Source organism: Streptomyces sp. NPDC041796 (assembly GCF_055590785.1).
Genome location: NZ_JBVJAH010000011.1, coordinates 214,620 through 232,491, shown reverse-complemented (window position 1 = coordinate 232,491; position 17,872 = coordinate 214,620). Strand labels below are relative to the sequence as shown.

Annotated in this window: 18 protein-coding genes and 1 tRNA gene; 9 read left to right on the top strand and 10 right to left on the bottom strand. The window is 70.7% G+C overall.

Annotation, left to right across the window (positions count from 1 at the left end; all coding sequences use genetic code 11):
• Nucleotides 1-128: 128 nt before the first annotated feature.
• Nucleotides 129-593 carry a GatB/YqeY domain-containing protein gene (locus ACZ6C1_RS23705; protein WP_469243191.1) on the bottom strand — a complete coding sequence of 155 codons (465 nt, stop codon included), beginning with the start codon at nt 591-593 and terminating at the stop codon, nt 129-131.
• 78 nt (nt 594-671) lie between these two features.
• Here ACZ6C1_RS23705 and ACZ6C1_RS23700 point away from each other — a divergent pair, with 78 nt between their 5' ends.
• From ACZ6C1_RS23700 to ACZ6C1_RS23690, 3 genes are all read left to right on the top strand, one after another.
• Nucleotides 672-1,610: a metallophosphoesterase gene (locus ACZ6C1_RS23700; RefSeq protein WP_469243126.1), complete on the top strand. Its 939-nt coding sequence runs from the start codon at nt 672-674 to the stop codon at nt 1,608-1,610.
• Nucleotides 1,611-1,850: 240 nt separating this feature from the next.
• Nucleotides 1,851-1,924, top strand: a tRNA-Pro gene (locus tag ACZ6C1_RS23695).
• Nucleotides 1,925-2,305: 381 nt separating this feature from the next.
• Nucleotides 2,306-2,776, top strand: coding sequence for a DUF7144 family membrane protein (locus ACZ6C1_RS23690; RefSeq protein WP_469243128.1), 471 nt, complete (start codon nt 2,306-2,308; stop codon nt 2,774-2,776).
• On the opposite strand, the gene ACZ6C1_RS23685 is transcribed toward ACZ6C1_RS23690, so the two are convergent.
• Entirely contained in the window at nt 2,773-3,600 is an 828-nt protein-coding gene (locus ACZ6C1_RS23685; RefSeq protein ID WP_469243130.1) for a class I SAM-dependent methyltransferase, read from the bottom strand. The two genes, ACZ6C1_RS23690 and ACZ6C1_RS23685, sit on opposite strands and share 4 nt — an antisense overlap.
• Before the next feature lie 205 nt (nt 3,601-3,805).
• Here ACZ6C1_RS23685 and ACZ6C1_RS23680 point away from each other — a divergent pair, with 205 nt between their 5' ends.
• The 5 genes from ACZ6C1_RS23680 (at nt 3,806) to ACZ6C1_RS23660 (ending at nt 9,436) form a co-directional block, all read left to right on the top strand.
• On the top strand, nt 3,806-4,255 hold the full coding sequence (locus ACZ6C1_RS23680) for a hypothetical protein (protein ID WP_469243132.1): 450 nt from the start codon (nt 3,806-3,808) through the stop codon (nt 4,253-4,255).
• Between the two features lie 7 nt (nt 4,256-4,262).
• Complete coding sequence (locus ACZ6C1_RS23675) at nt 4,263-6,146, top strand: alpha/beta hydrolase (RefSeq protein WP_469243134.1); 1,884 nt, start codon at nt 4,263-4,265, stop codon at nt 6,144-6,146.
• A gap of 91 nt (nt 6,147-6,237) precedes the next feature.
• Nucleotides 6,238-6,723, top strand: coding sequence for a hypothetical protein (locus ACZ6C1_RS23670; RefSeq protein ID WP_469243136.1), 486 nt, complete (start codon nt 6,238-6,240; stop codon nt 6,721-6,723).
• A 66-nt stretch (nt 6,724-6,789) separates the two neighbouring features.
• Nucleotides 6,790-8,604, top strand: coding sequence for a S9 family peptidase (locus ACZ6C1_RS23665; RefSeq protein ID WP_469243138.1), 1,815 nt, complete (start codon nt 6,790-6,792; stop codon nt 8,602-8,604).
• A 22-nt stretch (nt 8,605-8,626) separates the two neighbouring features.
• Nucleotides 8,627-9,436 (top strand): SURF1 family protein, encoded by an 810-nt coding sequence (locus tag ACZ6C1_RS23660; RefSeq protein WP_469243140.1) that lies wholly within the window; start codon nt 8,627-8,629, stop codon nt 9,434-9,436.
• A 125-nt stretch (nt 9,437-9,561) separates the two neighbouring features.
• On the opposite strand, the gene ACZ6C1_RS23655 is transcribed toward ACZ6C1_RS23660, so the two are convergent.
• The 7 genes from ACZ6C1_RS23655 to ACZ6C1_RS23625 all read right to left on the bottom strand — a co-directional run bounded on the left by ACZ6C1_RS23655 (nt 9,562) and on the right by ACZ6C1_RS23625 (nt 16,123).
• Complete coding sequence (locus ACZ6C1_RS23655; protein WP_469243142.1) at nt 9,562-10,737, bottom strand: hypothetical protein; 1,176 nt, start codon at nt 10,735-10,737, stop codon at nt 9,562-9,564.
• Nucleotides 10,734-11,435: a SigE family RNA polymerase sigma factor gene (locus ACZ6C1_RS23650; RefSeq protein WP_469243143.1), complete on the bottom strand. Its 702-nt coding sequence runs from the start codon at nt 11,433-11,435 to the stop codon at nt 10,734-10,736. The genes ACZ6C1_RS23655 and ACZ6C1_RS23650 overlap by 4 nt, the downstream gene beginning before the upstream one ends.
• A 294-nt stretch (nt 11,436-11,729) precedes the next feature.
• A complete protein-coding gene (locus ACZ6C1_RS23645) occupies nt 11,730-12,788 on the bottom strand; it encodes an aspartate-semialdehyde dehydrogenase (protein WP_469243145.1) in 1,059 nt (352 codons plus the stop codon).
• 7 nt (nt 12,789-12,795) lie between these two features.
• The gene (locus ACZ6C1_RS23640; RefSeq protein ID WP_469243146.1) at nt 12,796-14,067 is read right to left on the bottom strand and encodes an aspartate kinase; all 1,272 of its coding nucleotides are present in this window, start codon (nt 14,065-14,067) and stop codon (nt 12,796-12,798) included.
• A 336-nt stretch (nt 14,068-14,403) separates the two neighbouring features.
• Complete coding sequence (locus ACZ6C1_RS23635; protein ID WP_469243147.1) at nt 14,404-15,063, bottom strand: DUF5063 domain-containing protein; 660 nt, start codon at nt 15,061-15,063, stop codon at nt 14,404-14,406.
• Nucleotides 15,056-15,655, bottom strand: a complete 600-nt coding sequence (gene recR / locus ACZ6C1_RS23630; protein WP_469243148.1) for a recombination mediator RecR — start codon at nt 15,653-15,655, stop codon at nt 15,056-15,058. Before recR ends, ACZ6C1_RS23635 begins: the two co-directional genes overlap by 8 nt.
• Before the next feature lie 126 nt (nt 15,656-15,781).
• Nucleotides 15,782-16,123, bottom strand: a complete 342-nt coding sequence (locus ACZ6C1_RS23625; protein ID WP_469243201.1) for a YbaB/EbfC family nucleoid-associated protein — start codon at nt 16,121-16,123, stop codon at nt 15,782-15,784.
• 273 nt (nt 16,124-16,396) lie between these two features.
• Between ACZ6C1_RS23625 and ACZ6C1_RS23620 the strand changes: the two genes are divergently transcribed.
• On the top strand, nt 16,397-17,149 hold the full coding sequence (locus ACZ6C1_RS23620; protein ID WP_469243149.1) for an SLATT domain-containing protein: 753 nt from the start codon (nt 16,397-16,399) through the stop codon (nt 17,147-17,149).
• A 27-nt stretch (nt 17,150-17,176) separates the two neighbouring features.
• Here the strand turns inward: ACZ6C1_RS23620 and ACZ6C1_RS23615 are convergent, their stop codons facing one another.
• Nucleotides 17,177-17,827 carry a hypothetical protein gene (locus ACZ6C1_RS23615; RefSeq protein ID WP_469243150.1) on the bottom strand — a complete coding sequence of 217 codons (651 nt, stop codon included), beginning with the start codon at nt 17,825-17,827 and terminating at the stop codon, nt 17,177-17,179.
• Nucleotides 17,828-17,872 lie beyond the last annotated feature (45 nt).

Sequence of the window (17,872 nt, the reverse complement as noted above, 5' to 3'; positions counted from 1 at the left end):
CGTGACCCCCCCCCCCCCCCACCCCCCCCCCACCCCCCCCCCCACCCCCCCCCCCCCCCCCCCCCCCCCCCCCCCCCCCCCCTCCCCCCCCCCCCTCTTCACTGCGTCGGCCCGTACGAACCTGCGGGCTAGCCGGCCAGCAGCTGCTTGACGACCGCGGCGACGCGCCCGCCCTCGGCGCGGCCGGCGACCTTCGGGTTGACGATCTTCATCACGGCGCCCATGGCGCGCGGGCCCTCGGCGCCGGCGGCCTTGGCCTCGTCGACCGCCTGGGCGACGATCTGCTTCAGCTCGTCGTCGCTGAGCTGCTGCGGCAGGTACGCGTCGAGAATCACGCCCTCGGCCCGCTCACGCGCGGCCTGCTCGGCACGGCCGCCCTGCCCGAAGGCCTCGGCCGCCTCGCGGCGCTTCTTCGCCTCCTTGGCGATCACCTTCTGCACCTCGTCGTCGGAGAGCTCGCGCTTCTCCTTGCCCGCGACCTCCTCCTTGGTGATGGCGGCGAGGGTCAGCCGGAGCGTCGAGGAGCGCAGCTCGTCGCGCTCCTTGATCGCGGCGTTGAGGTCTTCCTGCAGCTTGGACTTGAGCGTGGTCATGCGCACAAGTGTGGCAGGTGCGATGACCTGCACGCCCGCGCATTTCCCGCGCCCTCGCCGTTCTGGGACGATGTCCGTATGCACGCGCGATACGGAGTTCCCCTGAAAGTCACCGCAGGAATCGCAGCGGCCGGCGCGGCCGGTCTGGCCTACGCCGCCGGGTTCGAGGCCCGCTCCTTCCGGCTGCGCCGGATCACCGTTCCCGTACTGCCGCGCGGCACGCGGCCGTTGCGGATGCTTCAGGTCTCGGACATCCACATGGTGAGCGGTCAGCGCAAGAAGCGGGCGTGGCTCCAGTCGCTGGCGGGGCTCCGGCCGGACTTCGTGGTGAACACCGGTGACAACCTCTCCGACCCGAATGGCGTACCGGAGCTCCTCGACGCGCTCGGCCCCCTGCTCGACTTCCCCGGCGTGTACGTCTTCGGCTCCAACGACTACTACGGCCCCAAGCTCCGCAACCCGGCCCGGTACCTGATCGAGAAGGCCCAGGGACGGCACGGCCTGAACGGCAACGCACCGGCGGTCGGAGCCGTGCACAACCCGTGGGAGGAGATCCGCGACAGCTTCGACACAGCGGGCTGGGTGAACCTCACCAACACGCGCGGCCGCCTCAAGCTGGAGGGCCTGGAGCTGGCGTTCACCGGCCTGGACGACCCGCACATCAAGCGTGACCGGTACGAGAAGGTCGCCGGCGGCCCCGAGCCGGACGCCGACCTGTCGCTGGCCGTCGTCCACGCCCCGTACCTGCGCTCCCTGGACGCGTTCACCGCCGACGGCTACCCCCTGATCCTGGCGGGCCACACGCACGGCGGGCAGCTGTGCATCCCCTTCTACGGGGCACTGGTCACCAACTGCGACCTCGACACCGACCGCGTCAAGGGCCTCTCCACCCACCGCGCCGGCGGCAACACCGCCTACCTCCACGTCTCGGCAGGCTGCGGCACCAACCGCTACACCCCCGTCCGCTTCGCCTGCCCGCCGGAGGCCACGCTGCTCACCCTGACCCCTCGGGACTGATCACCCCCCGCCATGGGGCAAATGCCCCGTTTTTACCCCATACACTCCCATACGCCCGCACGGCGGGCCTCTCCGCCGCTTCCCACCTTGATCGCGCCGGCGGCGCCGGGGACGTCGACCCCCGGCTGGGCGGCCCACTGGACCGGATCAGGCCCCCGGTCCACGCCCGCGAAAACCGGATTTCGCCTCAGGGCGCGGGTGGGCTAAAGTAAACGACGTCGCCGGGACACACGGTGACATCGGGGTGTAGCGCAGCTTGGCAGCGCGCTTCGTTCGGGACGAAGAGGTCGTGGGTTCAAATCCCGCCACCCCGACAGCTGAAACACCAGGTCAGGGGCCTGATCCGCGAGAGCGGGTCGGGCCCCTGAGTGGTTCCTGGAGATCGCGCAGGAGAGGATCTTGGCCGGGGTCTCCTGTGGAGCGCCGGCTTCGGCGGCGTCGAGGCAGGATCCATGATCCGAAGCCTTTTGTTGGACCACCCTCTGACCGACCGGTCCGGAAGGAAGCGGCCGTCGACGGGCGAACGCGCCTGGCGGACCGCGCGGCCGGCGATCCCGCGAGAACGGGTCGGGCCCTGGGTGGTTCCGGGGACCTCGGGAGCCGGCCCGGCGGCGGTCAGGGTGAGGGTCCGGCTGCGTCACCCGGACGGCTGCGCCCCTGTCGCCGGGGGGAAGGGGACGGGACACGCTCGGGGAATGAGCAACCCGTCCGAGGGGCCGAGTGGCCCGGTTCCGCACGCGTACGCCCATCACACGTCTCACGAGGAGCCCCGGGGCGGGGGTGGGTGGGCGTCCGGCGGGGTGATGTTCGCCGGTGTGCTGATGATGGTGGAGGGCGTCCTCGGGATGCTCCAGGGCATCGCGGGCATCGCCGAGGACGACGTCTACGGGCGTGTCGGAGAGTACGTCTTCGAGTTCAACGTCAGTGCGTGGGGCTGGATCCATCTGGTGCTCGGGCTGCTGGTCGCCGCCGTCGGGGCGGGGATCCTCAGCGGGGCGGAGTGGGCGAAGGCGAGCGGGGTGGCGCTGGCCGCGCTCGCCGTGATCGCGAACTTCATCTGGCTGCCGTACCAGCCGGTGTGGGCCATCGTGTCGATCGCCATCGCCATCTTCGTCATCTGGGCGCTGTGCTCCGAGGACACGACACCTGTGCCCAAGAGGCATTAGGACTTGGTGGCCTTCAGCGAGTACATCAGCGGGATGCGGCCGCGGTCCGGCGGGAAGCGGTAGTAGCCGTCCTCGTGGCGGGAGAGGGCCTTGAAGCGGGCGAACAGGGAGACGTCGTGCTCGTGCAGGAACTCGATGCGCAGGCCGGCCGAGGCGAGGGCGGAGACGACGTCACCCACCGGGTGCTGCCACTCGACACTGCGGTTGTGGACGGTGGGGGCGCCGAAGTCGGCGTACGTACCCGGGGACTCCTCCAGCCACGCGTCGCGGGCGAAGTAGTCGTGGACGAGCTGCGAACCGGTCTCGTCGTCCAGGATGTCGGTCAGCGGATGGAACTCCGCGAGGTACAGGAACCCGCCGGGTGCGACGAGTGAGGCGGCGGTCTCGGCCCAGCGGGTCACGTCGGGCAGCCAGTTGAGGGCGCCGCAGCCCGTGTAGACGATGTCGTACGCGGTGTCGGGCACCGCCTCGGGCGCGTCGTACACGTCGGCGGCCACGAAGGCGGCCCTGTCGGGGGTGAGACCGAGGTCGGCGGTGAGGGACCGTGCGACGTCGACGGCGGGCTCGGAAAAGTCCAGGCCCACCACCCGCGAGGCGCCTCGCCGGGCCCAGGACAGGGTGTCCAGTCCTATGTGGCACTGCAGGTGCAGCAGTGACCGGCCGGTGACGTCACCGACCTCCGCCACCTCGAAGTCCCGCAGGACGTCCTTGCCGGCCCGGAAGGCGTCCAGGTCGTAGTAGTCACTGGCGACGTGGATCGGCACGCGTTCGTCCCAGCGGGACCGGTTCGCCTCGCGCCAGTCAGCGGGGGTCGGTGAGTACATGCGCCGGAGATTACTGACGAGTTCTGGGCGATGCGAACGGATTGCGGGGATGACGCGGAGATGCCGTCGGTGCCGGAACCTCAGGGCTGGGGGCGACCTGAGCTTGCGAACGCAACTGATAGAAAGACATCGCTGAACTGAGGTCTGCGTCAACGGAGTTTCGCGGATCCTCGCGGAACGGAAGGCGCAAAGGGGGAGGTACGGGGTGAGTTTCGCGGACGAATGGTCGCACATCAAGCAGGAAGCCGCGGCGCGAATGAACCTGGCCAGTGCGGACAGCGACGGCTGGCAGGGTTCGAGCGGTGGGCTGAGGGTGAGCAAAGCGGCCTGGACGAAGGCGGGTATTGGCGTTGGGTCCCTGCGGGGCAGCATCAAGGAAGCCTTGACGAAGCTGAGCGACGCGCAGCAGGGGCTCGGTGCGGGATCCTCCGGCAGTGGAGCGCTGCAGAGCGCAGCCGCCCAACGCGAGTTGCACACATCGTGGAACAAGTACATCGAGAACGTCAGCGGCAGGTGCGGCGCCATCCAGGGCCTGATGGAGAAGGCCGGCAACGAGCAGCTCAAGACGGACGGGGCCGTCGAGGACGAGTTCATGAAGCTGGGCAAGAAGTACGAGGACACTCCCGCCGTCGGCGGCCAGAGCCGGGAGCGGTGATCCAGGCGTGGATTACACAACGCTCAAGGCTCTGAAGGTCTCCGAGTTCGAGGATGCCGCGGACGGTTACCGCGCCGCCAGCAGCATGGCCAGTCAGGCCAAGGACCGCATCGAAAACGAGATCAGCGCCGGTATGCGCAAGGACCTCGACAGCGAGGCCTCGGACGCCGCCGCTCGAGAGCTCAAGGAACTGGCCACCAACTTCCACTACACGCAAATCGAGTGCGGTCTGATCAGCACGGCGCTCAACGCGCTCGCGGCGGACTTGACCGTGCACAAGAAGGCCCTGGACGCCGCGGTGGCGGACGCGGAGGCCGCCGGCTTCACCGTCCTCGCGAACGGGGCGGTGCAGTATCCCGCCGGTGGGGACAAGGTCGACGGCAAGGTCCCGGAAGGCGGTACGGTCACCGGCAGTGCGAAGGGGGCCGCGACCGGCGCGCCGATCGACCCTGCGGGGGACGCGAACGATCTGGCGAGTGCCCTGGAGCGCCAGGCGGCCAACATCCATCCCAATCCGAACTTCGGCAGGGCGGTCGAGTTCGCGAACCGTATCGCCCAGGCTGTCTCCGACGCGACGGACACCGATGCGAAGTGGGCGCCGAAACTGCGAGCGCTGAAGGCCGACGACGACCTCAAGGTCTCGAAGGACGACTGGGCCGACGTCACCGTGGACACGGGCGGCGTCCGGTCGGCCGCCGAGGACTACTTGAAGAGCATCACTCCACCCCCCAAGGACGGGACCGCCGCGGAAAACGCGGAATGGTGGAAAGGCCTGTCCCCGGAGGAACAGGAGACCCACCTCTCATTGAACTCCGCAGCGGTCGGCGCGATGGACGGGCTCCCCGCCACGGTGCGCGACGAGGCCAACCGCGCGGTGCTGCGGGACGAGCACAGCAGTGCGGCCATCGCGCTCCAGAAGCATCTGTCCGGCGAGCCCAAGCGCTTGGAGATGAAGTACACCCTGCGTGGTGACCCGATCGGGGAGCGGGAGACCGACGAGTGGAAGAAGTGGAACGAGGAGAGGGAGCGCCTCCAGGGCCTCGTGGACGGCATGGGCGCCATTCAAAGCCGCTTCGACGCCACCGGTAAGGACGGACTTCCCGAGGCGTACCTGCTCGGCTTCGACCCGGAGGGCATGGGCAAGGGGAAGGTCATCCTCGCCAATGGCAATCCGGATACGGCGGATCACACGGCCGTCTACGTCCCCGGTACGGGTACAAACCTGCCCACCATCGAAGGCGATCTCAACCGTAGCGAAGAGCTGTGGAAGCAGAGCAACAAGATGGCCGCCGGGGCGACGGTCTCCACCATCACCTGGTTCGACTACGACGCCCCGCTCTCGGCGATGCCCTACACGGATGGGGGTGGACTGCTGCCCGAGGCCATGTACGACGACCAGGCGGCGGAAGGTGGTCCCAACCTGCGTGCGTTCCTGGACGGAAACCGCGAAGCGCACCTCGCCGCCAGCGGTGACAAGGGGCACACCACGCTCATGGGCCACAGCTACGGCACCACGCTCATCGGTGACGCCGTGAAGTCCTACTCCCCGGGCTTCTTCGACGGCCCCCTGAAGGCGGACGACATCATCGCGGTGGGTAGCCCCGGCATGCAGGCGGACCACGCGGCCGACCTGGGAGTCGAGCGTGGCCACATGTGGGCGATGGCCGCCCCGGTGTCCAAGGACCAGGTGCCTCTCGCCGGTTCGCTGGTGGGCCTCGGTGACCATGGAGTCGTCCCGACCGATCCCGAGTTCGGGGCCAACATCATGAAGACGGATGCCGAGGACCACAGCGACTACTGGAGGGTCGATGAGAACAACACTCCGTCGACCAGCCTCAAGAATCAGGCCCGCATCATCGTCGGCGACTACGGAAAGGTGAGCCTTGAGTAAGGCCCGCTCGGCAGTCAGGCAAGCGATTCGACGGACTGTGCTCGGCTCCACTCTGGCGCTGGGCCTTACAGCGATGGTGGGGTGTTCATCCATGACGAAGCCGAACGCCGAGGAAATCCTCGGCTATCAGCCCGAGGTACGGGAGATCGACCCGGCCAAGCGGCAGGTGAACGACATCTCCAGCCGTGTCCTCGACTGGATGGGCATCGAGGGAACCATCACCGAGCCGGCGGCCGGGGTCCGCTCTTGTGACGCGGTCGACCCGAAGCTGAAGGAGTACTACGCCGTATCGCACCCATGGGGGATCTACGACCTCCGCAAGGGCACCTTCGCCCAGGCCATGCAAAACCTCCGGGAGCAGCTCCCCAAACACGGCTGGGAGATCACGAAGGACGGTCCCATGGACACCAAGGACAGGGACCCGCAGATCGTCGCGGTGGACCGCCGGAGTCACCACACGCTCACGGTCGAGTGGCTCAGCAACCGGCCCGGCAAGCTCAAGGACATGATCGGCGTCGATGTCGATTCGCGCTGCTACCGCGCGCCCGAGGGGACCGACATCTACAAGGAGAAGTGACCCGCACAGGCCGCACAGGCCGTACAAGCCGCACAAGCCGCTGCTCCCATCGGGTTACATGGACGCATGACTGAGCCGACAGATACGCAGACCACCATGCCCGACTGGGAGAAGCGGTTCCGGGCGCCGCGGGTGTCGTTGCCCGAGTGGGCGTGGGACGCGCCGGGGAGGGCGTTGTTCGTGTCGAACGGGACCGGGACGTACGAGCTGTACGCCTGGGACCGGGACAGTGGCGAGCAGCGGCAGGTCACCGACCGGCCGAACGGGACGACGGACGGGGTGCTGTCGCCGGACGGGGAGTGGGTCTGGTGGTTCTCGGACACGGACGGCGACGAGTTCGGCGTGTGGATGCGCCAGCCGTTCGGGGGCGGTGAGGACGAGCCGGCCGCGCCGGGGCTGGAGGCGTCGTATCCGGCGGGGCTCGCCATCGGGCGGGACGGGACCGTGGTGGTCGGGCGGTCGACGGACGAGGACGGGTCGACGATCCACGTCGTACGGCCCGGGCGGCCGCCGCTGGAGATCTACCGGCACCGGGAGTCGGCCGGGGTCGGGGACCTGTCGCACGACGGGACGCTGATCGCGGTCGAGCACACCGAGCACGGTGACGCCATGCACGCCGCGCTGCGGGTGGTCCGGCCGGACGGGGCCGTGGTGGCCGAGCTGGACGACACCAAGGGCGGCACGGAGGAGCTGGGGCTCGGCGTGCTGGGCTTCGCGCCGGTGGACGGGGACACCCGGCTGCTGGTGGGGCACCAGCGGCGCGGGCGCTGGGAGCCGATGCTGTGGGACGTGGCGTCCGGTGCGGAGACCGAGCTGGGGCTGGACCTGCCCGGTGACGTTTCGGCGGAGTGGTACCCGGACGGGTCCGGGCTGCTGGTGGTCCACAGCTTCGAGGCGCGCAGCGAACTGTGGCGGTACGAGATCGCCACACGGGAGCTGGTGCGGGTGGACACCCCCGCCGGGTCGGTGTCGAGTGCGACGGCACGGCCGGACGGGGCCGTGGAGTACCTCTGGTCGTCGGCCGAGCGGCCGCCGGTGGTGCGGTCCACGGCGGGCGGCGTCGTGCTGGAGCCGCCGGGGATGAAGGCGCCCGCCTCGGTGCCGGTCGAGGACGTGTGGGTGGACGGCCCGGGCGGGCGGATCCACGCGCTCGTGCAGCGGCCGGCAGGGGCGGAGGGCCCGCTGCCGACGGTGTTCGAGATCCACGGCGGTCCCGCCTGGCACGACAGCGACGCGTACGCCGCCGCCCCCGCCGCCTGGGTGGACCACGGCTACGCGGTGATCCGGGTCAACTACCGGGGCTCGACCGGCTACGGGCGGGAGTGGACGGACGCGCTCAAGCACCGGGTCGGGCTGATCGAGCTGGAGGACATCGCGGCGGTACGGGAATGGGCGGTGTCCTCCGGTCTGGCCGACCCCGCCCGGCTGGTCCTCACGGGCGGCTCGTGGGGCGGTTACCTGACCCTGCTGGGGCTCGGCACGCAGCCGGACGCCTGGGCGCTGGGCATCGCCGCCGTACCGGTCGCGGACTACGTCACCGCCTACCACGACGAGATGGAGGCCCTGAAGGCCCTGGACCGCACCCTCTTCGGCGGGTCGCCGGAGGAGGTGCCGGAGCGGTTCGAGGTCTCCTCGCCGATCACCTACGTGGACCGCGTTCGGGTGCCGGTGTACATCTCGGCGGGCGTGAACGACCCGCGCTGCCCGATCCGCCAGATCGACAACTACGTGGACCGGCTCGCCGCCCGGGACGCGGTGCACGAGGTGTACCGGTACGACGCCGGGCACGGCTCGCTCGTGGTGGAGGAGCGGATCAAGCAGGTGCGGCTGGAGCTCGACTTCGCCGCCAGGCATCTGGGGACCCGCGCGGAGGGAAGGTGACGGTGTTCCGTACCGTGGGGGTGTGTACCGGTTCCTGACGACGCCCCGCTGGTGGGGGATCAACATCTTCGTCGTGCTGGCGATCCCCTTCTGCATCTTCATGGGGACCTGGCAGCTCGGCAGGTTCGAGGACCGCGTCGACTCGCACCAGGAGGCGGAGCGGCGGCCCGACCCGGGTGCGGTGAAGGCCGTGCCGCTCGACGAGCTGCTGCCGGTCGACAAGGAGACCTCGGGCCGCCACGCCACGGCGACGGGTCGGTACGGGCAGCAGTTCCTGGTTCCGGGTCGTGAGCTGGACGGCAGGGACGGCTCGTACGTCCTGACCCTGCTGCGCACCGGGAGCGGCACGTCCCTGCCGGTGGTACGCGGGTGGCTGCCGGAGGGCGGCAAGGTCCCGGCCCCGCCGGCCGGTGAGGTCACGGTGACCGGCGCGCTCCAGGCGTCCGAGCACACCGGGAGCGCGGGCGTGCACGCGACGGGCGCGCTGCCGCGGGGCCAGGTCGGCATGATCAGCGCGGCGGCCTTGGTGAACGTGGTCCAGGACGAGGTCTACGACGCCTGGATCACGCTCCTGGACGCCCCGGCGGGCCTCACACCGGTCCCGGCGGCCGCGGCGGAGGGCAGCGGGCTGGACCTGAAGGCGTTCCAGAACCTCGGGTACACCGGTGAGTGGTTCGCCTTCGCGGGCTTCGTGCTGTTCATGTGGTTCCGCCTGCTGCGGCGGGAGGCCGAGCAGGCCCGGGACGAGGCCCTCGGCCTGGCCACGGAGGCGGGACCGGGGCCCGCACCCGAGCCCTCGGAGTCTTCGCCCAGTCCGGCTGCCCGGTCCTGACGGGGGACGCCCCGGTCCCGACGCACGGCTCCGGGAGCCGGCCCGGCGCCCAGGGCCGCGCCCGAGGTCGGGCCCGCGCCCGGCGCCCGAGACCGCGGCCGGCGCCCGGCGCCCGAGACCGCGCCCTACTCCGTCGGCAGCAGGCCCGTCCGGTAGACGGTGCCCGCGCAGGCGTTGGGGATCGTGGCCTGTGCCGCGGGGCCGCCCGCTTCCGGGGTGTGGCTGACCGCGACGCTGCCGTCCGCGCGGGGGCCGTCGCCGTCCGCCTCCTTGCCGAGCTGCGGCTCCACGGCCGTCGTCCCGCCCGTACCGTCCGAGCCGGCCGATTCCGACGAGGTGTCGCCGGTCGGCGGGGTCGGGTCGGGCGAGGCCTCGCCGCCGCCCGTACCGCCGCTGCCGCCGCCCTCCACCGGGCAGGTCTCGCTCGGGACCCAGGCGAACTTCACCTCGTACGAACCCGAGGGCTTGAGGAGCAGCGGGGCCGACGCCTCCTGGGAGGGGTCGGGGAGCCCCGTCGCGGGGTCGCCCGCCGTATGGGCGACGACGGTGATCCTCGCCTGGTCGGCCGCGCCCATCGCCACGGAGGCGACGCCGCCGGCGCCGGAGACCGAGCAGTCGGTCCCCGATACGTTCGTGATGCGGAAGGTCCCGTACACCTTGCCCTCCGCGTCGGGCTGGCCCGCCTCCGCGGAGGCCACACCGAGCTGGGCCGCGTCGCACACCGGCACGGTGGCCGGGACCGAACTGGTCGGCGCCGACGTGCCGCCCACGGTGCCGTCCGAGGTGCCGGCCGCGGGCTCACCGGGCTTGGCCGGGGTGTCCTCGCCGCCCTTGCCGGCGCCGCCGGTCCCCTGACCGGCCTCGGCGCTGGGCGCCCCCGGTCCGCTGCCCTCGCCGCCGGTCTCCTCTCCCGTGCCGCCCTGGACCTGCTCGCCGTGACCGGCGTTCACGGGGCGGTCGTCGGAGGTGCCGTCGGAGCTCGCGACGTGGACGAATGCCGGGACGGCCGTACCGAACAGCAGGGCCGCCGCGGCCATGCCCACCAGGGCCTGGCGCTTGCGCGCCCGCCGCGCGGGAACCGCCCGGCGGAGGTGGTCCAGGGTGCCGTCGGCCGGTTGCAGGTCCTGCACAGCGCCGTGAAGCAGTCTGCGCAGCGCCACCTCGTCGACGGGGAGCTCACCGAGGTCCGGGAGATCCTTGTCCGGCCCGCTGTGCCCGTTGCTCACAATTCCGTTCCCAGTCCGGTCGTTCTCGTTCAACGGCCCGTCCGGCCCGTACCGCTCAGATTCGTGCTCGCTCATGCCGTGGCCTCCATGGCGACGCGCAGCGCCGCGATGCCACGTGACCCGTACGCCTTGACCGAGCCGAGCGATATGCCCAGCGTCTCCGCGACCTGCGCCTCGGTCATGTCCGCGAAGTAGCGCAGCACCAGGACCTCGCGCTGGCGGCGCTGGAGGCCCTTCATGGCCTTGATCAGCGCGTCGCGCTCGAGCTGGTCGTACGCGCCCTCCTCCGCGCTCGCCATGTCGGGCATCGGCTTGGAGAGCAGCTTCAGGCCGAGGATGCGGCGGCGGAGTGCGGAGCGGGACAGGTTCACGACGGTCTGGCGCAGATACGCGAGGGTCTTCTCGGGGTCACGCACACGGCGCCGCGCCGAGTGGACGCGAATGAACGCCTCCTGGACGACGTCCTCACAGGAGGCGGTGTCGTCCAGCAGCAGCGCGGCGAGACCCAGCAGCGACCGGTAGTGGGCGCGGTAGGTCTCGGTGAGGTGGTCGACGGTCGTACCCGCGGTCGTCGTCGCCTCGTCGACGCTCTGGGCGCCTCGCTGGGACGGGATACGGGTCGTACGCCTAGCTGCGGGCATGGGCGCGATCACCGGCATGCCGCCGGGCTGACGGGGTCGCCGGAGCGGGCGCACCGCGCCCATGCCGACCCCGGCTCCGGCCGCACGGGCGCGGAGTGGAACCGCCGCTGTGATGTCGAGTACCTCTGCCACGCCTGTTGGACACGCTTCCCCCCGTCAGGGTTGTACGCGCACGCACCCGCTTTTGACGGTGCGACGTTTGCCCTCATGCGTACCCGCTCTTCCCCAATGCCCCGATATCGCGGGCGCGCGAAGGGGCGACCGCATAGACGCTTCCCGCCCGACCACCGGTTGCAGCAAGGGGGACAGCATCCTCGAACATGCCATCACCCCAGTTCAAGTCGCGCAGACCGCAGACTTGATCACAGGGCGTTCACAGATCCTACAAAGATCCGACGATCCGTTCATCGCAGATTCCGTCCGCACTCAGGACGAAAACTCGGCGGCGACGGCCTCCGCGATCTGAGCGGCGTTCAAAGCGGCACCTTTGCGCAGATTGTCACCGCAGACGAACAGTTCCAGCGCCCGGTCGTCGTCCAGCGACCGCCGCACCCGCCCCACCCACGTCGGATCGGTGCCCACGACATCGGCGGGCGTCGGGAAGTCCCCGGCCGCGGGATCGTCGTACAGCACCACGCCGGGCGAGGTCGCCAGGATCTCGTGCGCCCGCGCGACCGTCACCTCGTGTTCGAAACGTGCGTGTACGGAGACGGAGTGGGCGTTCACCACCGGCACCCGTACGCAGGTGGCGGCCACGCGCAGCTCCGGAAGGTCCAGGATCCTGCGGGTCTCGGAGCGCACGCGCAGCTCCTCCGAAGACCAGCCGTCCTCCTGGACGGAACCCGCCCAGGGCACCACGTTCAGCGCGAGCGGGGCGGGGAAGGGCCCGGTGTCGTCGCCGACAGCACGGCGCACATCACCGGGGCAGGTGCCCAGCTCCGTACCGGCGACCAGCGAGAGCTGCTCCCGCAGCGCGGCGACACCGCCGTGCCCGGCACCGCTCGCGGCCTGGTACGCGGAGACGACGAGCTCGCTCAGGCCGAACTCGGCGTGCAGCGCGCCCACCGCGACGATCAGCGCCAGCGTGGTGTCGCCGGGGCACGCCACGATCCCGCGCGGGCGTACGCGGACGCAGTGGCGGTTGATCTCGGGGACGACCAGCGGGACGTCCGGGTCCGCCCGGAAGGCCGGCGAGGTGTCCACCACCACCGTGCCCTTGGCTGCGGCGATCGGCGCCCACTGCGCCGCGACCGCCTCCGGCGCCAGGAACAGCGCCACGTCGGCCCCCTCCAGGGCCTCCTCGGACAGCCCGAGGACCTCGACCTCCTCCCCGCGCACGGCCAGCTTGCGGCCGGCCGAGCGCGGGGAGGCGATCAGACGGATGTCACCCCAGACGTCGGCGTGCTGCGACAGGATCTGGAGCATCACCGCACCGACGCTCCCGGTCGCTCCCACGACCGCGAGCGCCGGCTTGCGGTTCGTCACCGGCTGCTCACCGCCCGGTGCCTCCGTACACCACTGCCTCGTCGGAGTCGCTGTCCAGGCCGAAGGCGGTGTGGACGGCGCGGACGGCCTCGTTGACGTCGTCGGCGCGCGTCACGACCGAGATGCGGATCTCGGAGGTCGAGATCAGCTCGATGTTCACGCCCGCGTCGGACAGCGCCTCGAAGAACCCGGCCGTGACGCCCGGGTTCGTCTTCATACCCGCGCCGACCAGGGAGATCTTGGCGATCTGGTCGTCGTAGCGGAGCGACTCGAAGCCGATGAGGGTCTTCTGCTTCTCCAGTGCGTCGATGGCCTTGCGGCCCTCCGCCTTGGGCAGCGTGAAGGAGATGTCGGTCAGCCCGGTCGACGCGGCGGAGACGTTCTGCACCACCATGTCGATGTTGATCTCGTTGTCCGCGATGGTGCGGAAGATCGCGGCGGCCTCGCCCGGCTTGTCCGGCACCCCGACGACGGTGATCTTCGCCTCGGACGTGTCGTGGGCGACACCGGAGATGATGGCCTGCTCCACCTTGCGGTCCCCTCGCGGTTCGTTGCTGACCCACGTGCCCTGGAGCCCCGAGAAGGACGACCGGACGTGGATCGGGATGTTGTAACGGCGTGCGTACTCGACGCAGCGGTGCAGCAGCACCTTGGAGCCGGAGCTGGCGAGCTCCAGCATGTCCTCGAACGAGATCCAGTCGATCTTCCGGGCCTTCTTCACGACCCGGGGGTCGGCGGTGAAGACACCGTCGACGTCGGTGTAGATCTCGCACACCTCGGCGTCGAGCGCCGCGGCGAGCGCGACGGCGGTCGTGTCCGACCCGCCGCGCCCGAGGGTGGTGATGTCCTTCTTGTCCTGGGAGACGCCCTGGAAGCCCGCGACGATGGCGATGTTGCCCTCGTCGAGCGCCGTACGGATCCGGCCCGGCGTGACATCGATGATGCGCGCTTTGTTGTGGACCGAGTCGGTGATGACGCCTGCCTGGCTGCCCGTGAACGACTGGGCCTCGTGGCCCAGGTTTTTGATCGCCATGGCCAGCAGCGCCATGGAGATCCGCTCTCCGGCGGTCAGCAGCATGTCGAACTCACGTCCGGCAGGGATCGGGGATACCTGCTCGGCGAGATCGATCAACTCGTCCGTCGTGTCGCCCATCGCCGAAACCACGACGACCACCTGGTGGCCGTTCTTCTTGGCATCGACGATTCGCTTGGCGACGCGCTTGATGCCCTCGGCATCGGCAACGGAGGAGCCTCCGTACTTCTGCACGACAAGGCCCACGTGCGCTCCTCGCTCAGTCCGTTTGCGGTCAGCTCAGTCTAACGAGCGGCCGGGAAACGCCCCCGCCATACCGCATCGTGAGATGTCCCGCTCACGACGTGATCATCGTGGGGCGCTTCACGGCCGCTCGGCTTGTGCCTGCCCGTCCCCATCGGGCGTACGCGGAATGTGTGCCGGGTCACCTCGCGCCTTCCCGTCTTCCCGTCTTCCCGGGACACGCCTCGGGCCCGGTCGTGCGGCAGGGGTGCCGACGACCGGGCCCGGGATGCCTGGGAGAGCGGGAGGAGCCGGCCGAGGGAGGCGGCGGCTGCCTGGCCGTACGCACACCCAGGGCGGCTACTTGACCGTACGCATACCCAGGGGGCCGAGGATCTCCTGGGCCATCACCCGGCCCGCCTCCTCCGCGAGCGCGTCCTCCGTCAGGTCCTCGTCCGTGTCGAGTCCGTCGAGCTCCTCGAGCGGCTGGTCCAGCCGGACGTGGGACACCAGGGACTGCAGGGCCCGCAGGGTCGCCGAGGCGGTCGGGCCCCAGTTGGAGAAGTACGAGAACTGCCACCACCACAGGGCCTCCGTGGTGCGGCCCGCCCGGTAGTGGGCCAGCCCGTGGCGCAGGTCCATGATGATGTCGGCCAGGTTGTCCGAGATCCGGCACGGCACGGGCGCCTTGCGCGGCTCGTACGGGTCGAAGACCTCCGAGAAGACGTCCACCGGCTCCAGCATGGTCGCGAACCGCATCCGCAGATCGTCGACGTCCACGTCCGGGCCCGTGTCCGGTTCGTACCGCTCCTCCGGGATGATGTCCTCGTGCGCGCCCAGCCGGCCGCCGGTGAGCAGGAGCTGGGAGACCTCGAGCAGCAGGAACGGGACCGCGCTGTCGGGCTCGTCGCCCTTGGCCACTTCCGTGGTCGCGACGATGAAGGACTCGATCGAGTCGGCGATCTGGACCGCGAAGCTGTCGGGGTCCAGCGAGTGCGCGTGCAGTGTGGCGTCAGACATCGAGGAGTCGTCTCCCTTCGAACGCACGGCCGAGCGTGACCTCGTCGGCGTATTCCAGGTCTCCGCCAACGGGGAGTCCGCTGGCGAGGCGCGTGACCTTCAGGCCCATGGGCTTGACCATGCGCGCCAGGTACGTCGCGGTGGCCTCCCCCTCCAGGTTGGGGTCGGTCGCCAGGATCAGCTCGGTGACCGCTCCGTCGGCCAGACGGGCCAGCAGCTCGCGGATCCGCAGGTCGTCCGGGCCGACGCCCTCGATCGGGCTGATCGCGCCACCGAGGACGTGGTACCGCCCCCGGAACTCGCGCGTCCGCTCGATCGCGACGACGTCCTTCGGCTCCTCGACCACACAGATGACCGCCTCGTCACGGCGCGGGTCACGGCAGATGCCGCACCGCTCCTCCTGCGCGACGTTGCCGCACACGGCGCAGAACCGGACCTTGTCCTTGACCTCCAGGAGGGCATGGGCGAGGCGGCGTACGTCGGTGGGCTCGGCCTGCAGGATGTGGAAGGCGATCCGCTGGGCGCTCTTGGGACCGACGCCTGGCAGCCTGCCCAGCTCGTCGATGAGGTCCTGAACCACGCCTTCGTACAACGGAACGCCTCTCGTGGAGTGCTGTGATGCTTACGGTAGTTGCTGTGCGTACGGGTTAGAAGGGCGGGCGCCGGAGCTCGTACCGGAAGGGCGAGGCCGCGTCCGGCCGATCCCGCCCGACGGGACCTAGAAACCCAGGCCCGGGATGCCGCCGCCGCCCAGGCCCTGGGCCAGGGGGCCGAGCTTGGCCTGCTGGAGCGCCTGCGCGTTCTCGTTCGCGGCCTGGACGGCGGCGACCACGAGGTCGGCGAGGGTCTCGGTGTCCTCCGGGTCGACCGCCTTCGGGTCGATGACCAGGGAGCGCAGCTCGCCGGAGCCGGTCACGGTGGCCTTCACCAGGCCGCCGCCCGCCTGCCCGTCGACCTCGGTCTGCGCCAGCTCCTCCTGGGCACGGGCGAGGTCCTGCTGCATCTTCTGGGCCTGCTGGAGGATCTGCTGCATATTGGGCTGGCCACCACCGGGAATCACGGTCACTCCTGGCACTTCGACGACGGGTATTCGGTATGCCGAGCCTACGTGGTCGCCGGACGGTGTGCCCCATCCACGCGGCTTCACTCTTTCGGGTGAGAATCGGGCGCGCCCTCTAGCTGATCAAGCCCCTCTTGCGGGCGGAAATACCGGGATTTCGCACTTCCGGCCCACCATTCGGCGGTAGGAAAGGGCATGCGCACCAGTACGCACACGCGCATCGCACCGCCCGCACGTTACGGATAGTCACGCAGAGCGCAGAGGAGTGCCCCGGTGAGCCAGCCGGAGATGCAGCCCGGGGGCCCCGCCCGGGGGGAGGGCGACAGCCACGACCGGTACGGCGGCCACGGTGGCGATCTGACCGGACGGCCGTTCCCGCTCGGCGACTGGGGCGAACCGGCGGAGCGGCTCGACGAGCTCTACCGCTGGGTCGAGGACCAGGCGCTGCGGACGGCCGGGTGGTACCTGGAGGACCGCGCCTGGAAGCGGCGCGGCGCCCGGGCGTTGCGGATCGGTACGGCGCTGGGCGTGATCGCCGGCGCCGGGCTGCCGCTGCTGGACCTGACGGGTGCGCTGGACGGGGCGTCGGGCTGGGGATACCTGTCCCTGCTGCTGGCCGCCGCGTGCCTGGCCTGCGACCGGTACTTCGGGCTCACATCCGGGTGGATGCGGGACGTGGCGACGGCGCAGGCGGTGCAGCGGCGGCTCCAGGCGCTCCAGTTCGACTGGGCGGCGGAGAGCATCCGCGAGGTGCTGGGCCCGACGGAGGGCACGGCGAGCGAGGCGGCCGAGCGGTGCCTGGGGGTGCTGCGGCGGTTCTCGGAGGACGTGACGGAGCTGGTGCGGGCGGAGACGGCGGACTGGATGGTCGAGTTCCGGTCGGGCCCGGCGCCGCTGGTGACGCAGTCGACGCTGTGGTGCGCTCCGCCCAGGGCGGAGGGGGGTGCTCCGCCCTCGGGGCGGTTTCCACTCCCCCCCGGCACCCGCCCCAACATGCCCCGCCAGCGGCCCCCGGAGCCCCGCTGACCCCGTGCCGGGGCCGGTGTGACGGGCTCAGCTAAAGATGATCATCGATCCCTGGCCCAGGCTTCGGGTGGCCGCCGCGTGGAGGCCGAGCCACACGTGCCGCTCGCGGGCGAAGGGGCTCTCGTCGTACGGGATCGGCCCGGCAGGCTCCTCCAGGGCCGTCGGGCGCTCGGGCGGGTGCGGCGCGGCCGGCGGGTTCGCGGGGTCGATGCCGATCGAGGGGGCGACGTACTCCAGCTCGCGCAGCAGGCCCTGGGCGGAGCCGAGCGGGCCGCCGCCCGCCAGCAGTTCCTCGGTCGACAGCGGCGCGGGGAAGTCGACGGGTACGTACGCGCCCGCGTGGTCGTAGTGCCACACCAGGTGCGACTGCTGCGCCGTCGACTCGAACATCTCCAGGAGCTGCTCGTAGTCGCCGCCCAGCTCGTCGACCGGGGTGACGGCCAGGCCGCAGATCTGGAGCAGGTAGGCGCGGCGCAGGAAGTGCAGGGCGTCGTAGTCGAAGCCGGCGACCGGCGCGACGTCGCCCGACAGGCCGGGCATGTAGGCGAAGACGGGCACGGTCGGGAGGCCTGACTCGGTGAGGGCCTTGTCGTACGCGGCGATCTCTTCCGCGAAGGGGTTGTCGGGGCTGTGGCACAGCACGTCGACGAGGGGGACCAACCACAGGTCACAGGCCAAGGGAGACTCGCTCTCCTTCAGTCGAATACGCGGCTACGGCGGGCT

Excerpts from the sequence above, each read along its gene's own strand:
- ACZ6C1_RS23690 (WP_469243128.1), top strand. The coding sequence starts at position 2,306 with ATGAGCAACCCGTCCGAGGGGCCGAGTGGCCCGGTTCCGCACGCGTAC.
- ACZ6C1_RS23705 (WP_469243191.1), bottom strand. The coding sequence starts at position 593 with ATGACCACGCTCAAGTCCAAGCTGCAGGAAGACCTCAACGCCGCGATC.
- ACZ6C1_RS23665 (WP_469243138.1), top strand. The coding sequence starts at position 6,790 with ATGACTGAGCCGACAGATACGCAGACCACCATGCCCGACTGGGAGAAG.
- ACZ6C1_RS23700 (WP_469243126.1), top strand. The coding sequence starts at position 672 with ATGCACGCGCGATACGGAGTTCCCCTGAAAGTCACCGCAGGAATCGCA.
- ACZ6C1_RS23670 (WP_469243136.1), top strand. The coding sequence starts at position 6,238 with ATGACGAAGCCGAACGCCGAGGAAATCCTCGGCTATCAGCCCGAGGTA.
- ACZ6C1_RS23685 (WP_469243130.1), bottom strand. The coding sequence starts at position 3,600 with ATGTACTCACCGACCCCCGCTGACTGGCGCGAGGCGAACCGGTCCCGC.
- ACZ6C1_RS23635 (WP_469243147.1), bottom strand. The coding sequence starts at position 15,063 with ATGTCTGACGCCACACTGCACGCGCACTCGCTGGACCCCGACAGCTTC.
- ACZ6C1_RS23655 (WP_469243142.1), bottom strand. The coding sequence starts at position 10,737 with ATGAGCGAGCACGAATCTGAGCGGTACGGGCCGGACGGGCCGTTGAAC.